This is a genomic window from Acinetobacter sp. YH12140 (assembly GCF_013418475.1).
GTDB classification, from domain to species: Bacteria; Pseudomonadota; Gammaproteobacteria; order Pseudomonadales; family Moraxellaceae; genus Acinetobacter; species Acinetobacter amyesii.
Window position 1 is genome coordinate 147,470 of sequence record NZ_VPBZ01000003.1, and the last position, 19,899, is coordinate 167,368.

Annotated in this window: 20 protein-coding genes; 10 read left to right on the forward strand and 10 right to left on the reverse strand. The window is 40.1% G+C overall.

What is annotated here, in order from left to right; all coding sequences use genetic code 11:
• Entirely contained in the window at nucleotides 1-591 is a 591-nt protein-coding gene (locus FTU75_RS04400; RefSeq protein WP_218948321.1) for a nitroreductase family protein, read from the reverse strand.
• Nucleotides 592-803: 212 nt separating this feature from the next.
• On the opposite strand from FTU75_RS04400, the gene FTU75_RS04405 reads away from it, so the two are divergent.
• The gene (locus FTU75_RS04405; RefSeq protein WP_180115238.1) at nucleotides 804-1,193 is read left to right on the forward strand and encodes a hypothetical protein; all 390 of its coding nucleotides are present in this window, start codon (nucleotides 804-806) and stop codon (nucleotides 1,191-1,193) included.
• Between the two features lie 114 nt (nucleotides 1,194-1,307).
• On the opposite strand, the gene rhlB is transcribed toward FTU75_RS04405, so the two are convergent.
• Together rhlB and FTU75_RS04415 are read right to left on the reverse strand one after the other, a co-directional pair.
• Nucleotides 1,308-2,459, reverse strand: a complete 1,152-nt coding sequence (gene rhlB, locus FTU75_RS04410; protein WP_180003018.1) for an ATP-dependent RNA helicase RhlB — start codon at nucleotides 2,457-2,459, stop codon at nucleotides 1,308-1,310.
• A gap of 99 nt (nucleotides 2,460-2,558) precedes the next feature.
• Entirely contained in the window at nucleotides 2,559-2,771 is a 213-nt protein-coding gene (locus FTU75_RS04415) for a cold-shock protein (protein WP_005014923.1), read from the reverse strand.
• Nucleotides 2,772-3,186: 415 nt separating this feature from the next.
• Between FTU75_RS04415 and FTU75_RS04420 the strand changes: the two genes are divergently transcribed.
• From FTU75_RS04420 to FTU75_RS04445, 6 genes are all read left to right on the forward strand, one after another.
• Entirely contained in the window at nucleotides 3,187-3,381 is a 195-nt protein-coding gene (locus FTU75_RS04420) for a sulfurtransferase TusA family protein (protein ID WP_078189214.1), read from the forward strand.
• Between the two features lie 142 nt (nucleotides 3,382-3,523).
• On the forward strand, nucleotides 3,524-4,393 hold the full coding sequence (gene rpoH / locus FTU75_RS04425; RefSeq protein WP_078188879.1) for an RNA polymerase sigma factor RpoH: 870 nt from the start codon (nucleotides 3,524-3,526) through the stop codon (nucleotides 4,391-4,393).
• Between the two features lie 170 nt (nucleotides 4,394-4,563).
• Entirely contained in the window at nucleotides 4,564-4,929 is a 366-nt protein-coding gene (locus FTU75_RS04430; RefSeq protein WP_180115239.1) for a DUF423 domain-containing protein, read from the forward strand.
• Between the two features lie 57 nt (nucleotides 4,930-4,986).
• On the forward strand, nucleotides 4,987-5,184 hold the full coding sequence (thiS, locus tag FTU75_RS04435) for a sulfur carrier protein ThiS (RefSeq protein WP_180007313.1): 198 nt from the start codon (nucleotides 4,987-4,989) through the stop codon (nucleotides 5,182-5,184).
• A 12-nt stretch (nucleotides 5,185-5,196) separates the two neighbouring features.
• The gene (locus tag FTU75_RS04440) at nucleotides 5,197-5,982 is read left to right on the forward strand and encodes a thiazole synthase (RefSeq protein ID WP_111885685.1); all 786 of its coding nucleotides are present in this window, start codon (nucleotides 5,197-5,199) and stop codon (nucleotides 5,980-5,982) included.
• Between the two features lie 181 nt (nucleotides 5,983-6,163).
• Complete coding sequence (locus FTU75_RS04445) at nucleotides 6,164-6,736, forward strand: hypothetical protein (protein WP_180115240.1); 573 nt, start codon at nucleotides 6,164-6,166, stop codon at nucleotides 6,734-6,736.
• Nucleotides 6,737-6,818: 82 nt separating this feature from the next.
• On the opposite strand, the gene FTU75_RS04450 is transcribed toward FTU75_RS04445, so the two are convergent.
• Nucleotides 6,819-7,430, reverse strand: coding sequence for a glutathione binding-like protein (locus FTU75_RS04450; protein ID WP_180115241.1), 612 nt, complete (start codon nucleotides 7,428-7,430; stop codon nucleotides 6,819-6,821).
• Between the two features lie 215 nt (nucleotides 7,431-7,645).
• On the opposite strand from FTU75_RS04450, the gene FTU75_RS04455 reads away from it, so the two are divergent.
• The 3 genes from FTU75_RS04455 to trmB all read left to right on the forward strand — a co-directional run bounded on the left by FTU75_RS04455 (nucleotide 7,646) and on the right by trmB (nucleotide 12,212).
• Nucleotides 7,646-9,088 (forward strand): SulP family inorganic anion transporter, encoded by a 1,443-nt coding sequence (locus tag FTU75_RS04455; protein ID WP_180115242.1) that lies wholly within the window; start codon nucleotides 7,646-7,648, stop codon nucleotides 9,086-9,088.
• Between the two features lie 291 nt (nucleotides 9,089-9,379).
• The gene (locus tag FTU75_RS04460) at nucleotides 9,380-11,320 is read left to right on the forward strand and encodes a sensor histidine kinase (RefSeq protein WP_257223724.1); all 1,941 of its coding nucleotides are present in this window, start codon (nucleotides 9,380-9,382) and stop codon (nucleotides 11,318-11,320) included.
• Between the two features lie 175 nt (nucleotides 11,321-11,495).
• The gene (gene trmB, locus FTU75_RS04465) at nucleotides 11,496-12,212 is read left to right on the forward strand and encodes a tRNA (guanosine(46)-N7)-methyltransferase TrmB (protein ID WP_180023891.1); all 717 of its coding nucleotides are present in this window, start codon (nucleotides 11,496-11,498) and stop codon (nucleotides 12,210-12,212) included.
• Nucleotides 12,213-12,313: 101 nt separating this feature from the next.
• Here the strand turns inward: trmB and FTU75_RS04470 are convergent, their stop codons facing one another.
• The 6 genes from FTU75_RS04470 to FTU75_RS04495 all read right to left on the reverse strand — a co-directional run bounded on the left by FTU75_RS04470 (nucleotide 12,314) and on the right by FTU75_RS04495 (nucleotide 19,676).
• Complete coding sequence (locus FTU75_RS04470) at nucleotides 12,314-13,930, reverse strand: GMC family oxidoreductase (RefSeq protein WP_180115244.1); 1,617 nt, start codon at nucleotides 13,928-13,930, stop codon at nucleotides 12,314-12,316.
• 214 nt (nucleotides 13,931-14,144) lie between these two features.
• Entirely contained in the window at nucleotides 14,145-14,828 is a 684-nt protein-coding gene (locus tag FTU75_RS04475) for a class I SAM-dependent methyltransferase (protein WP_180115245.1), read from the reverse strand.
• A gap of 62 nt (nucleotides 14,829-14,890) precedes the next feature.
• Nucleotides 14,891-15,667, reverse strand: coding sequence for a Rossmann-like and DUF2520 domain-containing protein (locus tag FTU75_RS04480; protein WP_180106635.1), 777 nt, complete (start codon nucleotides 15,665-15,667; stop codon nucleotides 14,891-14,893).
• Nucleotides 15,668-15,894: 227 nt separating this feature from the next.
• Nucleotides 15,895-16,107, reverse strand: coding sequence for a hypothetical protein (locus FTU75_RS04485; protein ID WP_078193638.1), 213 nt, complete (start codon nucleotides 16,105-16,107; stop codon nucleotides 15,895-15,897).
• A gap of 330 nt (nucleotides 16,108-16,437) precedes the next feature.
• A complete protein-coding gene (gene pepN, locus FTU75_RS04490; protein WP_180115246.1) occupies nucleotides 16,438-19,047 on the reverse strand; it encodes an aminopeptidase N in 2,610 nt (869 codons plus the stop codon).
• A gap of 353 nt (nucleotides 19,048-19,400) precedes the next feature.
• The gene (locus tag FTU75_RS04495) at nucleotides 19,401-19,676 is read right to left on the reverse strand and encodes a hypothetical protein (protein WP_180115247.1); all 276 of its coding nucleotides are present in this window, start codon (nucleotides 19,674-19,676) and stop codon (nucleotides 19,401-19,403) included.
• Nucleotides 19,677-19,899 lie beyond the last annotated feature (223 nt).

The following is a 19,899-nucleotide window of genomic DNA, read 5'->3' on the forward strand; positions in this document are numbered from 1 at the left end:
TTATTGGTTTGCTTTATGCCAATGGCTTACAAAATCAGCAGACTGTATTTCAGCACGCGGTGGAATGGCTTTAACTGCTGTACCGATATAAATAATGCCTGAAATCAAATCATTTTCCGTTAAACCCAAGGCTTGTTTAAACAATTTAGATTCAACCACCGCCCCACTACGCCACATGGTTGAAAAGCCCTGTGCTTGTAAAGAGAGCAAAAAGTTTTGTACTGCTGCGCCTGAACTTAAAATTTGTTCGAAATGCGGAACTTTGGGATGATCTTGTAATTGAGTTAAAGCCAAAACCAATAGTGGCGCACGAAATGGATGGTGTTTCACACGTTCCAACTGCGCTTCTTCTGTTTGTCCAGTATCGGCTAAAGCATGTGAAAGCAACTCACCAAATGCTTCACGTTCAGTTTCAGAAATAATCACGAAACGCGTAGGCTTAAGACGATGATGATCTGGCGCCGTTAAAGCGGCTTGAAACGCATTTTCCAATTGCTCAGCATTCGGCGCAGGTTCAATTAAATGACCAATCGACTGACGCTGATGAATATTTTGATGAACTGTATCAACTGCTGATTTTAGAATTGACATCTATACACTGTACTTTAAAACGTTTGCTCAAGATTAGCATATTCTCAATAACTTACTCTAGAATGTTTACATCAGACTCGGTGCTTATTTGTTAAGTCAGCTTTATTCACAGATTTACTATAAAAAAACCGCATAACTTGTACAGCAGTTCCCTGTTCTATAAGAAATTTTATGTTCAAATAAATCAAATTGTTTCTAACTCGGGGCACCGCATGAAAAAATTCAAAAAAACTGTTGCCATTGTTAGCACGCTAAGCGCAACTGTGCTTTTAGCTGCATGTACATCTACGCCAACAAAATCTTTAGCGATTCAAAAACCAAATAATCAATATGAAGTGACTGCCGTAGGTAAAACCAGTTTAGCGGCAAAAAATAATGCAATTGCAGCTGCAAATAGTACCTGTGGTAAAAATGCGACCCCTGTCGTGGTGGATGAAAAGCAAGAATACAACGGAGTTTTAAAAGGCGTGGTCGATGAAAAGACAGGTCAAATGATTCAGGCGGCGGCTGGCGTACTTGGCACCATTACAGGAAATAGCGGCAGTATCAGCAAAGATGATGATTACCAAACCGTACTAACCTTTAGTTGCCGTGCAAACTAAAACGTTAGCCTGTGATTTCGTTTTGTTATTAACTCAAAACGAAGTTGTCGTTATGAAATAGTCGACATGAAATAAAAAAGCCTGCAAATCTGCAGGCTTTTTTTGAAGCAAAAATTAGCAATAACCGTCTAAACGGGTTAAAGGTAATTTTTGACCAATGGCTTTTTCAATTTCAGGCAGTGAAAAAGCATCATCTTCAGACAAGAAACTAATACTCACACCACGAGTACCCGCACGACCTGTACGACCAATACGGTGTACATAATCATCCGACTGTTCAGGAAGTGTGAAGTTCACTACATGAGAAACACCATCGACATGGATACCACGACCCGCAACGTCTGTTGCAATCATGATGTTATGTTGACCATTTTTGAACTGATCAAGCATTTTCAAACGTTTATCTTGAGCGATTTCACCTGACAACATCACCACTTTATAACCATCTTTTTTGAGGTGATCATAAAGTTTACGCACTTGATCACGACGGTTGGCAAAGATCATGACCTTTTCAATTGGTTCATCACGTAAGATGTCTTCCAATAATTTATATTTATCAGACTTCGCCACCATGTAGACACGTTGCTCTACATCTGCATTGGTTTTTTTCTCAGGTTCAATTTCAACAGTTACTGGTTCAAACAACCATTGCTGTGCCAAATTTAAAACGTCATAACTAAATGTTGCAGAGAACATCAAAGTTTGTCGTTGTTCTTTACGTGGTGAAAAGCGCACGATACGTTTCACTGAAGGAATAAAGCCCATATCTAATAAACGGTCAGCTTCATCAATCACTAAAAATTCTATTTGATCGAGCCAAACTTCTTTTTGTTCAACAAAGTCAATTAAGCGACCCGGTGTCGCCACCATAATGTCGACAAAATTACGATTTAATAGATTTTTTTGCTTATCAAAATCTACCCCACCGAGCAAAGTCATGACATTGAGATCAGTGTATTTCACTAATTCTTTTGCATCACTTTCAATTTGCAAAGCAAGTTCGCGCGTTGGTGCAAGAATCAATGCACGCGGTTCACCACGATAACGCTGTTCCTTAATTGGATTATTCAACAAGTCATTGATCACACTGACCAAGAAAGCCGCAGTCTTACCAGTACCAGTTTGAGCACGACCAATAGCGTCATGTCCAGCCAATGTAAATTTTAAAACCTTTTGCTGAATAGGCGTCATATCCTTAAAACCTAAAGCATCAATGGCTTTTTTAAGGTTCGGATGTAAATTTAAGGTTTCAAAACCTGATGACATATAGATGTGCCCTAATTGAATAATCACAAAATTGCTAAAGCATTATAAACAAAAAACGCCCCAATTTACATTGGAGCGTTTTTGAGTACATTCAGACGATTAGTCTAAAGGTTGTACTTCTTCAGCTTGGAAGCCTTTTTGACCTTTAACAACGCTGAATTCTACGCGTTGGCCGTCACGAAGTGAACGGTGGCCTTCGCCCATAATTGCGCGGAAATGAACGAATACGTCGTCGCCGCCGTTACGTTGAATAAAGCCAAAGCCTTTAGTGTCGTTGAACCATTTAACAACGCCTTGTTCACGAGCTGTCATAAGTTAATCCTTATCGTATTTAAAAAAGAAGGACCACCCGGTGTTGCAAACAGCAGACCAAACAAGGTTAAAAAAAATATTTTTATTTCTAAGCTTGTAATCATTCTGTAAAACTATCAACAAAATCCCGGTTACATCCAAATATATCAAGAGTTAAGAGGCTTCACAGCCAACAAAAATCTTAACAACGCAACGAGCTTAACACGGGTTTACCGCAATTAATAGATTTTTTTGATCTATTTTCCTTTTGAATATTCTTATTTTTTCACATCGTTTGAGTTATAAATCACAAAGGATTTTTACCTATTTTAGGTTGGGATTTGGCACTGTATTTGCTAATATTTCCATTGAAATGTAAACATGTTGGATCTGCTTCGTGAGTGACAGCCAAAATTCGCTTTTAACTGTAGATGCAATGGGTAAACCCTGCCCGATGCCACTATTGATGCTGAAAAAAGCTTTAAAGAAAAGTCCAGACCAATCTTTATTGTTAAAGTCATCCGATCCGCACAGCCAACAAGATGTATCACGATACTGTCAAATACATCAGTTAAACTGTGAAATGCGCAAAATTTCCGATTCTGAGTTTCATTACTTGATTGAATCTTAAAAAGATTCAGTTAAACTAAATTGCTTCATAATTGAATAAAAGTTTACATTTCTATACCCAATTTTCCATAATTTACGGAAATATTGGATTAAGATGAATCTTAGTTATTGGGCTTACCCATTTTAATTCTCAAGGAGAAAACATGAGTGACAGCAGCAATCAATTGATGCCCCTGTCATTATCGGCACCTGGGGTGAATCTTGGTGCTTATATTAGTACTGTTAATCAGATTCCAATTTTATCGGCCGAACAAGAAAAAGAGCTGGCCGAACGTTATTATTATGACCAAGATTTAGACGCAGCTAAAATGCTGGTGATGTCACATCTTCGTTTTGTTGTGCATATCGCACGTAGCTATGCAGGCTACGGTTTGCCACAAGGTGACCTGATTCAAGAAGGTAACTTGGGCTTAATGAAAGCGGTAAAACGTTTTGACCCAAACATGGGCGTACGTCTCGTATCTTTTGCTGTGCATTGGATTAAAGCAGAAATTCATGAATATGTGATTCGTAACTGGCGTATTGTCAAAATTGCGACCACTAAAGCGCAGCGTAAATTATTCTTTAATTTACGTAGCTTAAAAAAGTCATCTAAAAAATTAACTTTGGCTGAAGCACAGTCGATTGCCAATGACTTAAATGTAACACCTGAACAAGTCTTGGAAATGGAAGGCCGTTTAACCGCTTATGATGCTGCCTTTGAAGCTCAAGGTGATGACGACGATGAAGGTTCGACCCATGTCGCTCCTGCCCTTTATCTCGAAGATAACCGTTACGACCCTGCGCGTTTAGCTGAAGATGAAGATTACGAAGAACAAAGCACTTCAGCTTTACATGAAGCCATGGATCAGTTGGATGACCGTTCACGTAACATCTTACAACGTCGCTGGTTAGATGACGAAAAGTCGACGCTGCATGAATTGGCGGCAGAATATAATGTATCTGCTGAACGTATTCGTCAGTTAGAAAAAAATGCGATGGAGAAAATCAAAGTCGCAATGTCTTCAAACTAAGTTGAAGGCTTTTCCCAGTCATTCCAAAAAAGAGCATTTCGATGCTCTTTTTTTGTTTCTGAATAGTATTGAATGACAGGCTGTAACACAAAAACTTTGGGCATTTTTGCTTTAATCCTGCACTCTAAATATGCTATGGTTATGCGCAAATTTTGTTAAGGTGAATGCACATGTGGATTGCCATTTCCGCACTTAACTTAGCTTTTGCTGTAATGCTTGGTGCCTTTGGTGCACACGGATTAAAAGCTCGCGCGACTGAAGCCCAAGTGGCTTGGTGGCAAACTGCAACGGACTATTTCTTTTATCATGCACTGGGCTTACTTGCCCTCGCGATCTTATCCAAAGTCATTCCCCAACTTCCAATTAAAGCTAGTTTCCTCCTTATACAAGTTGGTATTTTCTTCTTCTGTGGTTCTTTATATGTGATGGCTCTAGGCTTACCACGTGGTCTCGGTGCAATTACCCCGATTGGTGGAGCGCTGATGATTGCTGGATGGCTCATATTGGCATGGAATGCGTTTAAATACGCAAAATAATCAACAGCAGATATTGGTCTTACTCAACAGGTAAGGCAGCAAGAACGGAATCCGCAAATGCAAATCTATTTAAACGGCGAAGCTACACAAACCGAATGTGTCAACCTCTTGCAATTGGTTCAACAATTACAACTGGAAGGCAAACGCTTCGCTGTTGAAAAAAATGAAATGATCATCTCGAAAAGTAAATTGGAACAAACCCCAATTACTGAGCAAGATCATATTGAAATTATTCATGCCGTAGGTGGCGGCTAAAATGGAGCTCCCATGGAAGATACACCCCTAATCATTGGTTCACGTACATTTAATTCACGACTTTTAGTTGGTACAGGTAAGTACAAGGACTTAACGGAAACTGACCAGGCCATTCAAGCCAGTGGTGCTGAAATTGTGACCGTTGCCATTCGCCGTGTGAATATTGGTCAACATCCAGACCAGCCAAACTTGCTTTCTGTAGTTCCACCTGAGAAATATACGATTTTGCCAAATACAGCCGGTTGTTTCGATGCGAACAGCGCGGTTCGTACTTGTATGTTGGCACGTGAACTCTTAGATGGTCACAATTTGGTTAAACTTGAGGTTTTAGGGGATGAGAAAACCCTATATCCAAATATTACTGAGACTTTAAAAGCTGCACGTACATTGATTGACGATGGCTTTGAAATCATGGTTTATACCTCAGATGACCCAATTGTGGCACAAGAACTGGAAAGCATGGGCTGTGTAGCGATTATGCCTTTAGGTAGTCTTATTGGCTCAGGTTTAGGCATTCTCAACCCACATACTATTTCGATCATTAAAGACAATGCCAAAGTACCTGTTTTGGTCGATGCCGGTGTAGGTACAGCAAGTGATGCAGCGATAGCGATGGAATTGGGCTGTGATGGCGTATTAATGAATACAGCAATTGCAGCTGCACAAAACCCTGTTCTGATGGCTTCAGCGATGAAAAAAGCAGTTGAAGCAGGCCGTGAAGCATTCCTAGCAGGACGTATGCCGCGTAAACGCATGGCAAATGCCAGTTCACCTGAAACTGGATACTTCTTTAAATAAGAACTCATTCACGGTATAAAAGAGGACTCTATTGAGTCCTTTTTTTGATTTTGAAAACCTGATAACAATGAAAATATCCCATATATTTTGTACTTTGAGTCTTTGTGTCGCATCTAGTTGGCTGTCTGCCCAAGTGCCCAGCACAGCCAAATCACTCGCGCCTCAAGGTTGGGACATTTTGATGGCTACGACTGGCGACCTAAACAAAGATCAAATGCCAGATATTGCGATGATCGTGGAAAAACAAAAAGTCGATGTGGTGACCTATGATGACGATGGCAAAGTCGTTCATAACCATCCACGACAACTCATCGTATTTTTTAAAACCGCAAAGGGATATCAACGTATCGTTGAAAACAACAGTATCCCAGTCGCTCAGCAACCGAATTCATGCCTACTAGACCCACTTGCTGAAGCAGAAGACATCCAAATCAGTAAAGGCAATTTACTCGTTCATTTTAGTTATTTTATGGCTTGTGGTGGCTGGGAATGGCCCCGACATAGTTATACCTTCCGTTGGCAAAATCAACGCTTTGACCTGATTGGTTTTGACTACAGTAGCTTTCATCGAGCTTCTGGTGAAGAAACATCGAAAAGCTATAATTTTTCGACCTTAAAACGTAAGGAAATTGTAGGCGGCAATATGTTTGAAGATGCCAAAACTCAAACCAAATGGTCAACCTTCAAAGCACCACAACAACTGACGCTTAAAAATATTAACTTTGATGATTTCTATACACAGTTCGAGTACTAAGTTGAACCTGAGCAATAAAAATCTAGCAATAAAAAACCGCCAATTTCGGCGGTTTTTTTTTAATTCAATTTGAATACACAACTTAAGGAATTAATCCTTCATCACGCATCGCAATTTGAACTGATTGGCGCTCTGCAACTTTGTTGCGTAATGCAATGATATTTTTATATGGCGTTAAATCATGACCGATGCCATTTGACCAATTTGTCAGTACAAAGAGATAAGCATCTGCTGGGCCAAAGTTATCATCGACCAAATAGTCGTTATCCGATTCACCAATCGCTTTATCGATGTATGTCAATAAACGATCAATTTCTGCATAAGCTTTTTCTTTAGCGTCTGCATCTAGTGGAGCACCAAAGAATACTGCATAAGCATCATGTAATTCTGAGTTCAAATAGCCAAGCCATTCTAAAACTTTGGCACGACCTAAACCTGATGGCGGAATTAAATCTTGTTTTGGATCATGCTGTGCAAGGAACGGTAAAATGGCCACATTCTCGGTCAGGATCAAACCTGGGTTAATTTCTAATGCAGGTACATAACCTTTTGGGTTGATCTCGTAATAATCTATCCCTTTTTCTGTTTTATGGTTTTTTAGGTCAACACGGACCAAATCAAAATCGACATTAATTTCATTTAAAATTATATGTGATGCTAATGAACATGCACCTGGAGAATAATAAAGCTTCATATCTGATCCTTGTTATGTACTATTCAATGTTTTAAATCTCTTCTGTCAAACTTTCAAGTGATCAAACCTGTAAATTGCAAAAAAGCGTAAATGCTGAAACACATATACTCATTGACTATTATCCATATTTAAGAAGATTTCAAGTCACTGTGTTATGCATTTTTATACTTAGTTGTTTTAACATAGCCGCGTTTAAGATTTGATGAAAAGTTACCGTGTTACAACTTAAAAAAGAACAATGGTTTTCCAATATTCGTACTGATGTGCTCGCAGGCTTGGTGGTTGGACTTGCGTTGATTCCAGAATCCATCGCCTTTTCAGCTATTGCTGGGGTTGACCCTCAGGTTGGTTTGTACGCTTCGTTTTGTATTGCCGCCACCATTGCCTTTTTTGGTGGTCGTACAGCAATGATTTCAGCTGCTACGGGTGCAATGGCCTTACTTATGATCACTTTGGTCAAAGATCATGGTTTGCAATACCTTTTGGCTGCCACGGTTTTGACGGGTGTGATTCAGATCCTTGCTGGCTATTTTAAAGTAGCAAAACTTATGCGCTTCGTCTCGCAGTCAGTGGTGTATGGTTTTTTAAATGCACTCGCGATTTTGATTTTTGTCGCACAGCTACCTGAAATGTCAAAAATGGATAGTTTTGGCTATGTCTTTATGCTTTTAGGACTTGCAATTATTTATCTGTTTCCATATCTACCTAAAATTGGCAAAGCCATTCCATCACCGCTGATTTGCATTATTGTCCTCAGTGGCTTGGCATTATTTTTAGGTGCTGACCTGCGTACTGTCAGTGATTTGGGTAAGTTTCCAGAGACTTTACCTATTTTCTTGATTCCTGAAATTCCTTTTAATCTTGAAACCCTCACGATTATTTTTCCCTATTCCATTACCCTAGCAACAGTTGGCCTATTAGAAACCATGATGACCACGACAGTGATCAATGAAGTCACTGGAACTGAAGGAGATCGTCATCAGGAATGTCGTGGTCAAGGAATTGCCAATATAGTCAGTGGCTTTATGGGCGGCATGGCTGGATGTGCCATGATTGGGCAGTCGATTATTAATGTTGGCTCTGGCGCGCGAACTCGCCTCTCCACTTTGGTTGCAGGTGTATTTTTGTTGTGTTTGGTGGTGTTTTTAAAAGACTGGTTGACCTATGTCCCAATGGCGGCCTTAGTCGCGATTATGGTCATGGTGTCATTCACTACGTTTCAATGGAATTCTGTCAAGCAATTTTCAAAGCATCCAATGTCTTTTAATGTCGTGATGATTGCTGTGGTGATCGTGGTGCTTGCAACACATAACTTGGCGCTTGGCGTATTGGTTGGTGTGCTTCTCTCTGCGTTGTTTATTATCAATCAACTAGAAAGTTCGGTAAAAGTCACATCAGAACTTAAAGACAACGTCCGTAGTTACACGGTCTATGGGCAAATTTTCTTTAGTAGCTCTGAGAGTTTTTATCAATTTTTTGATTTTCAGGAGACGGTTATTCAAGTGCGAATTGATCTGAGTCATGCCCATATTTGGGATATTACTTCCGTTAATATTTTGAAGAATGTCGTACAAAAATTTGAATCACAACAGATTCAAGTAGAGGTTTTTGGCTTAAATGAAGCAAGTAACACTTTACTTGACCGTGTCAGTGACTAATGGATTTTTAAAATATTCACTTTGAATCAAATCAATTTTCAATAAAGTGTGACCTATTGAAACCCTATGCAGGATGTATATAGCAAAGGGTTTCAAAGATCGAAGCTCTGACGTGTAATGACATTACATATAATACTAAGCCTATAAAAAAGAGAAAAATTCACCATTCATTCGATTTAACTGTATAATTCATCTCATAAAATTATAACTATCAAAAATAAAATAAAGATTTGATGTGACTTTCTATTTATTTTTTTAAATTGTGGATACACAAAATTGGGGGGGATTTTGATGGTATGGTTTTGGTCACGACACTGCATTCAAGCAAATCGGCTGCTGGTCTTAGCGAGTCTATTTTGCCTGCTATGTTGTATTGCTATACCCAGTTTTGCCAATGCCACCCCTCAGTTCTCAAGCAGTCATTGTCCTGTTGAAATTACCCATATTGCCACAGCTAAAAGCGCTGTCGAGCAAGAGCGCCCACGTACAGGTTGGCAAAATCTGCAAAAGCTTCCAGACACATGGAATAAACGTTGGCCGGACTATCATGGTATCGCTTGGTACAAAATCCAATTTAAGTTGAACTGTGACCTCCATCAGTTAAATCAACCCATTGCTATCGCTATACAAGGCATCACCCAAAGTGGTCGGGTTTATATCAACGATGCCCTACTTTGGCAAGATTACATTTCAGCAGAACATTTTTCACGAAGCCAACATCAACCAAGAATTTTGAACTTGCCTAACTCGAGTTTAAAGCAAGGTGTTAATACCATTTGGGTGCAAGTGTATGGTTCAGTGACCCAAAAATCAGGACTCAGTTCAGTTCAAATTGGGGAATACCAGCAAGTCTATGACACCTTTAAAATTTGGTTACTCGAACAACGACAATTAGTCGAACTCAATACGATGATTAATTTCGTCGTGGCTGTGTTCTTTTTTTTAGCATGGCTCGCCAATCGTAATGAAAGAGCTTACTTATGGTTAACCATCACAGGCATGGCTTGGGTATTTTATAGCCTGTGTATTATTTTTAATGGGCCAATTGCATTTCTAACCACCGTTCAAGTCGACCGCCTACAAAATATCATTTTCTGCTTTTATACGGTTTTTGGCTGTATTGGTGCATGGTATTTTGCAAGCCATCCCTTCCCGAAAATTCAAAAACTATTATTAAGCCTTGCCACCATCGCCGCTCTCAGTATCGGTTTTGCGCCAGAGGCTTATTTAAAAACCGTCATCCAAATTTGTTTTAGCTTCTTTGTTTTGGTCTTTGTGGCCAAATGTATTAGCTACCCGTACTTGGCGTATAAAGCCAAAATGGCCGAAACCTATTTGCTTGCAACGCTGTATTTGATTTATTTACCGATTGCGGTACATGATGCGCACTTTATGATGACCATGGAAGGCCATGCGCTCTCACCATATACTGGCCCACTAACCACCCTCGTTTTGGGCGGCGTACTAGCTTTGCGTTTAGCTCGACACACCCGTCAAATTGAACGTTTTAATAAGACCTTAACTGAAAATGTACAACGTGCAGAACTGAAACTCGCTACCTCACTTTGTCAACAACATCAACTCGCGCTTGAAAATGCACGACTTCAAGAACGAATTCATTTATCTCATGACTTACATGATGGTTTAGGCGGATCAATTGTCCGTTCAATTTTACTGTTAGAACAAAATGACAAAATTGAAAAACCACAAATCATGTCGATGCTTAAACTGTTCCGTAATGATTTAAGACAAGTCATCGATTCAGGTTCGAGTATAGGAACGAAAGTTCCCGACACCCCGATCGAATGGGCGGCACCGATTCGCCATCGCTTTGTACAGCTCTTTGAAGAATTAGACATAAGCTCGAGCTGGAAAATTGCTGCCGAATGGATTCACTCACCTTCTGCGACCCAATGTCTCAATTTGACACGTGTCACAGAAGAAACCCTCACCAATATTTTAAAACACAGTCAAGCCAGCAAAGTTCATTTCAGTTTGTGCCAAACAGAAACTCAGTTGGTATTACGTATTGAAGATAACGGTATAGGCTTCAACCCTAACGATGTTGAACAAGGTCTACATGTTGGTCTACATAGTATGCAAACACGAATCCATCGTATCGGTGGTGAATTTAAAATACAGTCACAGCCGGGTTCTACCGTTCTTGAGGCCATTTTGCCATTTAAATCTGATGGTGCTGACAGTGAAGATCTTGATGAAAAAACAGCCTAGATTAATGTTAATTCATGACTTTTGAGCTGAGTAATTCACTGTACATGGCAAATGCTCAGCACGGCTTCAGTCGGTGATATTGAGTAAAAAGCGGATATATTCACGGTAAAAAATTTGACTTGTGCATCTCAGGACTTAAAATACCGCATTCGAATTTTTTACATTTGCCAAAGTTATGTCGAACGATCAATTAGACCAGCACGCAGTAGATCTGGATAACCTGAACGAACACCGTGAAATCGTGACGTTTATGCGCCGCTCTGCGCCACTTAATACTTCGCAACGTACTGCGCTGGAACAATATGGTCATCTAATTTTGGAATATCCTGTTGGGGATTTGCGTCAGCATTTTGAACACCCTGAACGTCCATTAACTGTTGAGATCGGTTTTGGTATGGGTCGCTCTTTGGTACTGATGGCAAAAGCAAACCCAGAACGTAACTTTGTCGGCATTGAAGTACATGTTCCGGGTATCGCTCAATGTGTGTATGAAGCAGGTCTTGCAGGGTTAACTAACCTTCGAGTATTGGATGCTGATGCCATCCAAGTGCTACGTGAAATGCCAGACAACAGTATTAACACTGTGCAATTATACTTCCCAGATCCATGGCAGAAGAAACGTCATTTCAAACGTCGTTTTGTATCTCATGACCGTATGCCATTGGTTGAAGAAAAATTAGAAATCGGCGGTACATTCCACTCAGCGACTGACTGGGAACCGTATGCTGAATGGATGATCGAAGTTCTTGAAGAACGCCCACGTCTTGAAAACCTTGCGGGTAAAGGCAATAGCTACCCTCGCCCAGACTGGCGTCCACAAACTAAGTTTGAACGTCGCGGAATTGAAGCAGGCCATAAAATTAATGACTTCATCTTCAAAAAAGTATATTAATTTTTGAATGAAAAAAAACCACCGTTAGCGGTGGTTTTTTATTGCTGTTTTTGATCTAAGATTTATCTGTGTTGTATCAAATCATATAAAATGAATAACCACTAAGCTACTTGCGCTTGGAGCAGACTTTGTCGAATCATATCCACGGCTTTTTCAGCAATCATCACTGTTGGTGCATTGGTATTGCCATTCACCACAGAAGGCATGATAGATGCATCGACGACACGAAGGTTTTGAATGCCGTAGACTTTCAATTCAGGGTCAACCACAGACATCTCATCTACGCCCATCTTACAACTACCGACAGGGTGATAAACCGTATCCACACGCTGACGTAAGATTGCACGTATATCATCATCCGTTTTGACCAGTGAGGTAAATAAATCTTGCTGATAATGACTCGATAAAGACGGCGACATCATTAACTGCTGCGTCAACTTAAAGCCTTGTACCAAATCTTCTAAATCCTGCTCATCCCCTAAAAAGTTTGGATCAATCAATAATGGATCATTGACACTGGAACCACTTAGTTTGATCGTGCCGCGACTTCTTGGATTGAGCAGACATACATGACACGACAAACCATGACTTGCATGAAATTTTCGTGCATGGTCATCTACTAACGCCACGACAAAGTGTAATTGCAAATTTGGTATCGCTAAATCGGGTGAAGACTTTAGAAAACCGCCACATTCTGCAAAATTTGAAGCAATCATGCCTCGTCGTTCCTTACGATAGCGACTGAACTGCTTGAACATATCAATTGAGCCGGGTAAAGACATGCCAAATGTGCCTTGGTATTCTTTGACTTTATAACCAAAAATGAAATCGGGATGGTCGTGGAAGTTCTTTCCTACACCCGGTAAATGGTGTTTCACTTCAATGCTATGCGCTTGGAGCTCGGCCTGATCTCCCACTCCAGACAACATTAAAATCTGCGGTGACTGCATCGCTCCGGCACTGAGTAAGACCTCCCGTCTGGCTTTTAAGTGTTTCATTTGCCCTGCATGTTGGACTTCAACACCTGTGGCCACTTTATCTTCTATAATGATTTTATGTGTTGTGGCTTTGGTCAATACAGTTAAATTTGGTCGGTTTAAATGCGGAAACAAATAAGCACGCGCCACACTACAACGCTCTCCATTGATATGCGTGACCTGATAAACCCCTAAGCCTTCTTGTTCTGCGCCATTAAAATCATCAAGGACTTTATGACCTTGTGCACGAGCCGCTTCGGTATAGCGTTGATGGAAAATATTGTCACTTTGTACATCTGTGACGGACAGAGGGCCGTCATTACCGTGAAATTCATTGTGTATTCGGTTGTTATTTTCCGAGCGAATAAAATATGGCAAGACCTCGTCGTATGACCAGCCAGTATTGCCCTGTGCCGCCCATTGATCATAGTCATTTTTATGTCCACGAATATAAATCATGGCATTAATACTCGATGAACCACCAAGGCATTTTCCACGTGGTTGATAGCCTTTACGACCATTCAAGCCCGCTTGAGGCACAGTTTCAAAGCCCCAATTATTGATCTTGGTCGGCAAGCTCACCACGCATGCAGCTGGAATATTGACCGTCCACTGATCACCTTGCCCACCTGCTTCTAACAAGCACACAGATATATTCGGATCTTCACTGAGGCGTGCAGCCAGTACGCACCCCGCACTTCCGCCACCAATCACAATGTAATCAAATTCCATTTTTGACATTATTTTCATCCAATTGATTCTTTTTATAAATGCACAATAAGTGATTTAACGCTGACTGAAAAGTTTCTTTTTTAAAATAATGAGCGTGCTACTGTGCAAGAAGGATGAAACTATTGATCGAAATTTTGACGCATGCTTTACTCATGCAATGTAGCAACAATATCTGTCAAAATGATCGATGGATTTAATACACTCAAACTTGGTCTTTATTCTTTTAATCCATAGACGTTTTAAAAGCACTGTAAGCCGCATAGCTAAAGATTTGACTGAAACAATAGATTTGATCAAAGCCTATTTCCGTCAGTAAGCTTTGATAATGCTGCTGGCTAATCAGTTCAAAATCATCTTCTAAACGCTGCATCATTTTTGTCGCTTGCGCAGCAGATAAACCTTGCATTTGGCAAAATTCAGGCAGGACACACTGCTCAAAATTCGAATGAGTTTGCATCAAGTCAAAACTTAAAAAAATGCCCTGCGGTTTAAGCAGTTCAAATGCTTTTGCTAAAAAATTCGTTTTCTCTGACAACGCAATGAAATGCGTCACCAAGATACTCAGCACCGCATCGAAACAACTTACTTCCTCAAAAGCAGTATGACTGCCCAAAATAAAATTAACGCGATGCAACTGTCCAGCGGCTTCAACACGTTGCCGTGTTTGATTCAGCATATTTTCAGATAATTCTGTAACGGTAAATAACCATGTTGGATTCAAGGCCATGAGATAACCCAATTCATAGCCCGTCCCACATCCAATGATCAGTACATGGGCATCTTCAGCGACATGGCAATTCAACACCGCCTGAATCTGTTGATGGACAAGTTCATAGCCGGGAATTAATTTTCGTATATGTGCATCATAACTTTCGACCACTTGCGGACTATTAAAATCTTTTGCCATGTAACATCCTGTTTGACATGTATGTCTAAGCTAATAAATATTCAGTGTTCTATATGGATTATTTATTTCTGATGATGCCCAAGAATCTGCTGACTCAGCATTTCATAGACCGCTTTCAGATCGACTTGATCAGCTTGCTCAAGCATATTGGCATGCATCTGCATGATATTTTGATCCCCACGCATTGCAGGGCCTGTTTGCATGTTACGTGGTTCAGCCCGAGTAGCTTTATTGGCTGTCTCTAAAATCAAAGGATAAAGCAAGCTAAAATCGACGTGTTTTGCATCGACAATCTGCTTTGCCATATCATAACAATAATTACTAAAATTACAGGCAAACACCGCAGCAAGATGCAGACTCAAGCGCTGTGCCGAATCATATTGATAAACCCTTTGGCTAATGCTGTTTGCTAAATCTGTAAGTGTAGTCAAATCTGCAGAGTCGGCCGCTTCTACAAAGATCGGTGTCGAGGTCCAATCCACATCTCGATCTAAACTAAAGGTTTGTAAAGGATAAAACACCCCTGCTCGCGAATGCTGTTGGGTCAGTACCGTGATATTGGTGCTACCAGACGTATGCACAATCAAAACCTGTGACAGATAGGCTTTGACTTGCTGAATAACGGTTGCAATCGACTGGTCGCTCACTGCAATAATCAAAAGATCAATCTCAGCATTCAACTCAGTTGGGGTATGAATGGCTTCTGCACCTACAGTTGCTGCAAGTTTTTCTGCATTATCAAGATTTCGCGCAAAAACTTGCACAATGTGATGTTGTGGATGAAGCACATTGAGCAAATGATGTGCAACACGACCTGCACCCACAATACTGATTCGCATATAATTTTAACTCATTTTGGATGGCTACAGCATGTCAGGAAAATATCCGACGTGCAAATCGAGTCGTATTGATAGAATGATTTATTTTCAATACTTCCCATAAATTTCGCTCAGATAAGCACAAAAAAAGGGATGCGCTCCATCCCTTTTGCTAGATATCAATCTGAGTGTAATTCATATCATATCGCTTTCAATCTAGACAATATCCACGATATGCATTTGAGCCTTTACGATTTACCAATGATTTGATTCAGAGTCTGTAGGTATTGTTCTGCATCTCGGCGCGCATTGAATTTCTTTTCAAATACACCTGTGTTTTGCACACTGTTGGGTGTGTATTCTACCGAAACAACAAAGGTATCAAGCAAATCTCTATTAATTCGAATTGCAATAATATGATGTGAGTTTAAATAAAAACCTTCATCAACCTTAACTAACATGACCCGCCTCAAAATCTTGCACAATGAAATAGAAAAAAATCTAAACATTCATAAACTTGGATGCCTTACCGCATACAGTCATTCATGTGTTAGACCTATTTTATTGTAGCGCCATTATGTGATTTATGTTGCAATTATTATGCAATTTAAATAAATACTCAGAGAAAATTCTTGAGTTTCAGCCATCTAAACATGATTGATTTTCAATTCTAGCTAAAGATTGGATAAAAAGACTGGATATAAAAAAAGCCTGCTGCCATAGACATGGCAACAGGCTCATTTCAGTACGACTGATTTAACTCAAATCAATCGTACAGAGAGGTTGAATGATTAAACACTTAACATGCTATTTAAGGTTTCTGATACATTCTTCGATTTCACAACAGGTTTAAGCGCTTCAAGTTCGGCTTTGACTTCACTACGCTGCGGCTCTGCCAACGTGTACCAACGGGACAAAATTTGCAGTAACCGTGAACCGACAATTGGATTTTTCTCATCGAGGAATTTTGCTAATTCAACAATATGCTGCACACCAAAGCTCCAAGTGTTGACAGGATTGCTATTTAAGCCACCAGTAACCGCACGAATACGGTTCGGCACTTTCAAGTCATAATCAGGATGAGCAGTCAGTGCCTTAATGGTTTCCGCAGTTGCTTTCGGATGTGCCGCTTGCAACATAAACCATTGGTCCATCGACAAAGCTTCATTTTTAAAGCGTGTATAGAAGGTTTCTAAAGCTTGCTGTGCTTGTGGTGCATCATTCCAAACCAATACTTTTAAAGCACCAAGACGTTCAGACATATTGCCTGTTGAGCTGAATTGTTCATAAGCCAATTCAAATACAGAAGCATCACCTTGACGTGCCATCATACTCAACATGATGTTTTTCAATGCACGAACACCCATAGCTTGTGAAAACTCTTTCTGCGCATCTGGGTCTAAAGTTGCATAAGTCTCTTTAAAAAATGAACCTAGCTCACGTGCCACACGACTTAACAGTGCTTCACGCTGTTCCTGCACTTGGGCAGGACTGTAGTCGGTATCAATACGGCTACCTAAATAACCCTCTGTCGGGACATCGAATAAACGTGAAGCAAGTAATGGATCTCGCTCAACCAACGCCGGTAATGTATTTTGAATAGCTTGAACATAGATGTCGGCATCATGGCCATTTAACAAAATACGTTCTAACAAGGTTTGGCTGGCTTGCCATTGGTTAAAACCATTCGGCTCGTACTGCATCAGGAATGCAAGCTCTTCATCTGAATAGTTAAATTCAAGATTAACGGGTGCAGAGAAGTTACGCAGTAAAGACACAACAGGCTGGGTTTTTACACCGCTAAATGTAATCGTTGCAGTATCGGTTTCAAATAAATACACGCCATCTTTGATGCCATTTTCAACCAATGCATCGGAGCTGAGAACTAACTGTTCACCACTCGTCGCATCAAACAATGCCAAAGCCACAGGAATAGGCACTGCTTTTAAATTTGGATATTTCGGATGCGCTTTTAAGTTTTGTTTCAAACTTAAAGTATAGGTTTGATTTGCAGCATCGTACTCACCTTTTGCTTCAAGTTTTGGTGTGCCCGGTTGGTTATACCAAATCAAGAAACTTGATAAATCTACACCTGAACCCGCTGTTAGTGCTGCTACCCAATCTTCAACTGTCACAGCTTGACCATCATGGCGTTTGAAATATTCGTCAGTACCTGCACGGAATTTTTCTTTGCCTAGCAATGTCGCCATCATGCGGTTGATTTCCGCACCTTTTTCATACACTGTTGCGGTATAGAAGTTATTAATTTCAACAAAATGATCTGGACGCGGTGGATGTGAAAGCGGGCCTGAATCTTCTGGGAACTGATGTGCTTTTAACACAGCAACGTCATCAATTCGTTGTACCGCAGCAGATTGTAAATCTTCTGAGAACGACTGATCACGGAATACTGTCAAACCTTCTTTTAAGCAGAGTTGGAACCAATCACGACAGGTAATACGGTTACCTGTCCAGTTATGGAAGTATTCATGTGCAATCACAGACTGAACGCGCATGATCGCAGCATCAGTCGTGTATTCTTCATCAGCAAGCACACAAGAGGTGTTGAAAATATTCAAACCTTTGTTTTCCATTGCACCCATGTTAAATGCACTGGTTGCCACGATCATATAATTGTCTAAATCATAAGGACGACCATAATGTTCTTCGTCCCAACGCATCGAATGTTTTAAAGCTTCCATGGCAATATGACATTTTGGAATGTCTTTTTCTTCTGCATAGATTTCTAAAGCAACATTACGACCTTCAGACGTCACATAAGTGTCTTTAAGTACTGCCAAATCACCAATCACACAAGCAAATAGATACGATGGTTTTTTGGTTGGATCTTGCCAAACGGTATAATGACGACCTTCACCGGTTTCACCCGCTTCAATCAAATTACCATTGGCAAGTAATACAGGGAATTTTTTATCCGCTTCGACACGTGTGGTAAATACCGATAGCACATCAGGACGGTCAGGATAATAGGTAATTTTACGGAAGCCTTCAGGCTCGTTTTGAGTAACGAATAAATCGCCTGCCGCTTGGTATAAACCTTCGAGTTGAGTATTGCTTTCAGGATGAATCACGACTTCGGTTTCAATGACAGCTTGGTCAGGTGCATTTGAAATCACCAGTTGTTCTGCATCTACAACATAGGCATCTGCTGGCAAAACTTGACCATTTAAGCGAATTGACTTGAGTTCCAAATCACGACCCAATAACACCAAATCCCCAGCCGTTTGACGCTGCATCACTAATTTTGCATTTACATTCGTATGCTTATCAAAGACTTGAATATCAAGATCGATACTATCTACGACAAATGATGGTTTTTGATAATCTTTTAAATAAACAGTTTGGTCTGCTTCGACCACTGGATTTGCCGCAATATTCATATCTCGTCCTATTCCTTAGTTATTGCTTCATCAGCTTTTTGAACACATTGTGAATGACTTGATCATACGACAAGATGCATAAGCTGTCTTCGCATTTACAATGATTTATATATGGGCTCAGCGCATGTTGTTTTCAATCATCTTTATAGAATAATTTAAAGGCTGGCACATATTTTCGCCATGTTTAAGCAAAATAAATGCCTGAGTTGAGTACAGCTATAACAATGTGCAAATTTTTTATCTACCTCAAATAAATAAAGCGCCTATATACTAGAAAGAGAAAGTACAGGTGCTTAATCCATCTGTACGTTCAAATTATTGCGCTCAAACTTACCTGCTTAAGACTTATACGATTATTGATTTTCGAAAATTAAATCGAGCGCGCTGTCATAGTCTGCAGCAAAGTAAAATTGAAATGCCGTGACTTTTGAGGTGAGGAATTGCTGAATTTCTTCCGTCGCACCCGCCACATAAATTTTAGATACTTGATGTTGCTGCGCCAGGCCCAATAACTCGATCGTCTTTTCTAAAGTTTGATCATGCCCAATAATCAGCGCACCAACCGTAACCTGTGGCTGCTTATATAATTGCATACGGGTGATATTGCTGTTTTTAAGTGCGTCTGACATATGTATTCCATACAAAGAAAGGATAAAAAAAGATCAAAACCTTTAGAAATCCAGCTGAATCATACTATGTATCAATTTCAGTAGATTCCGCTTTGTTTCAGTCCTGCAAGTTAAGATCATTAGAATTATAAGCTCAATATATACAAATATACTTTTCAAATCCAATCGCTTAGACGATTCCCTCCAAAAAGCACCTAAGCTCTCAAATAATCTCAGTCTTCTA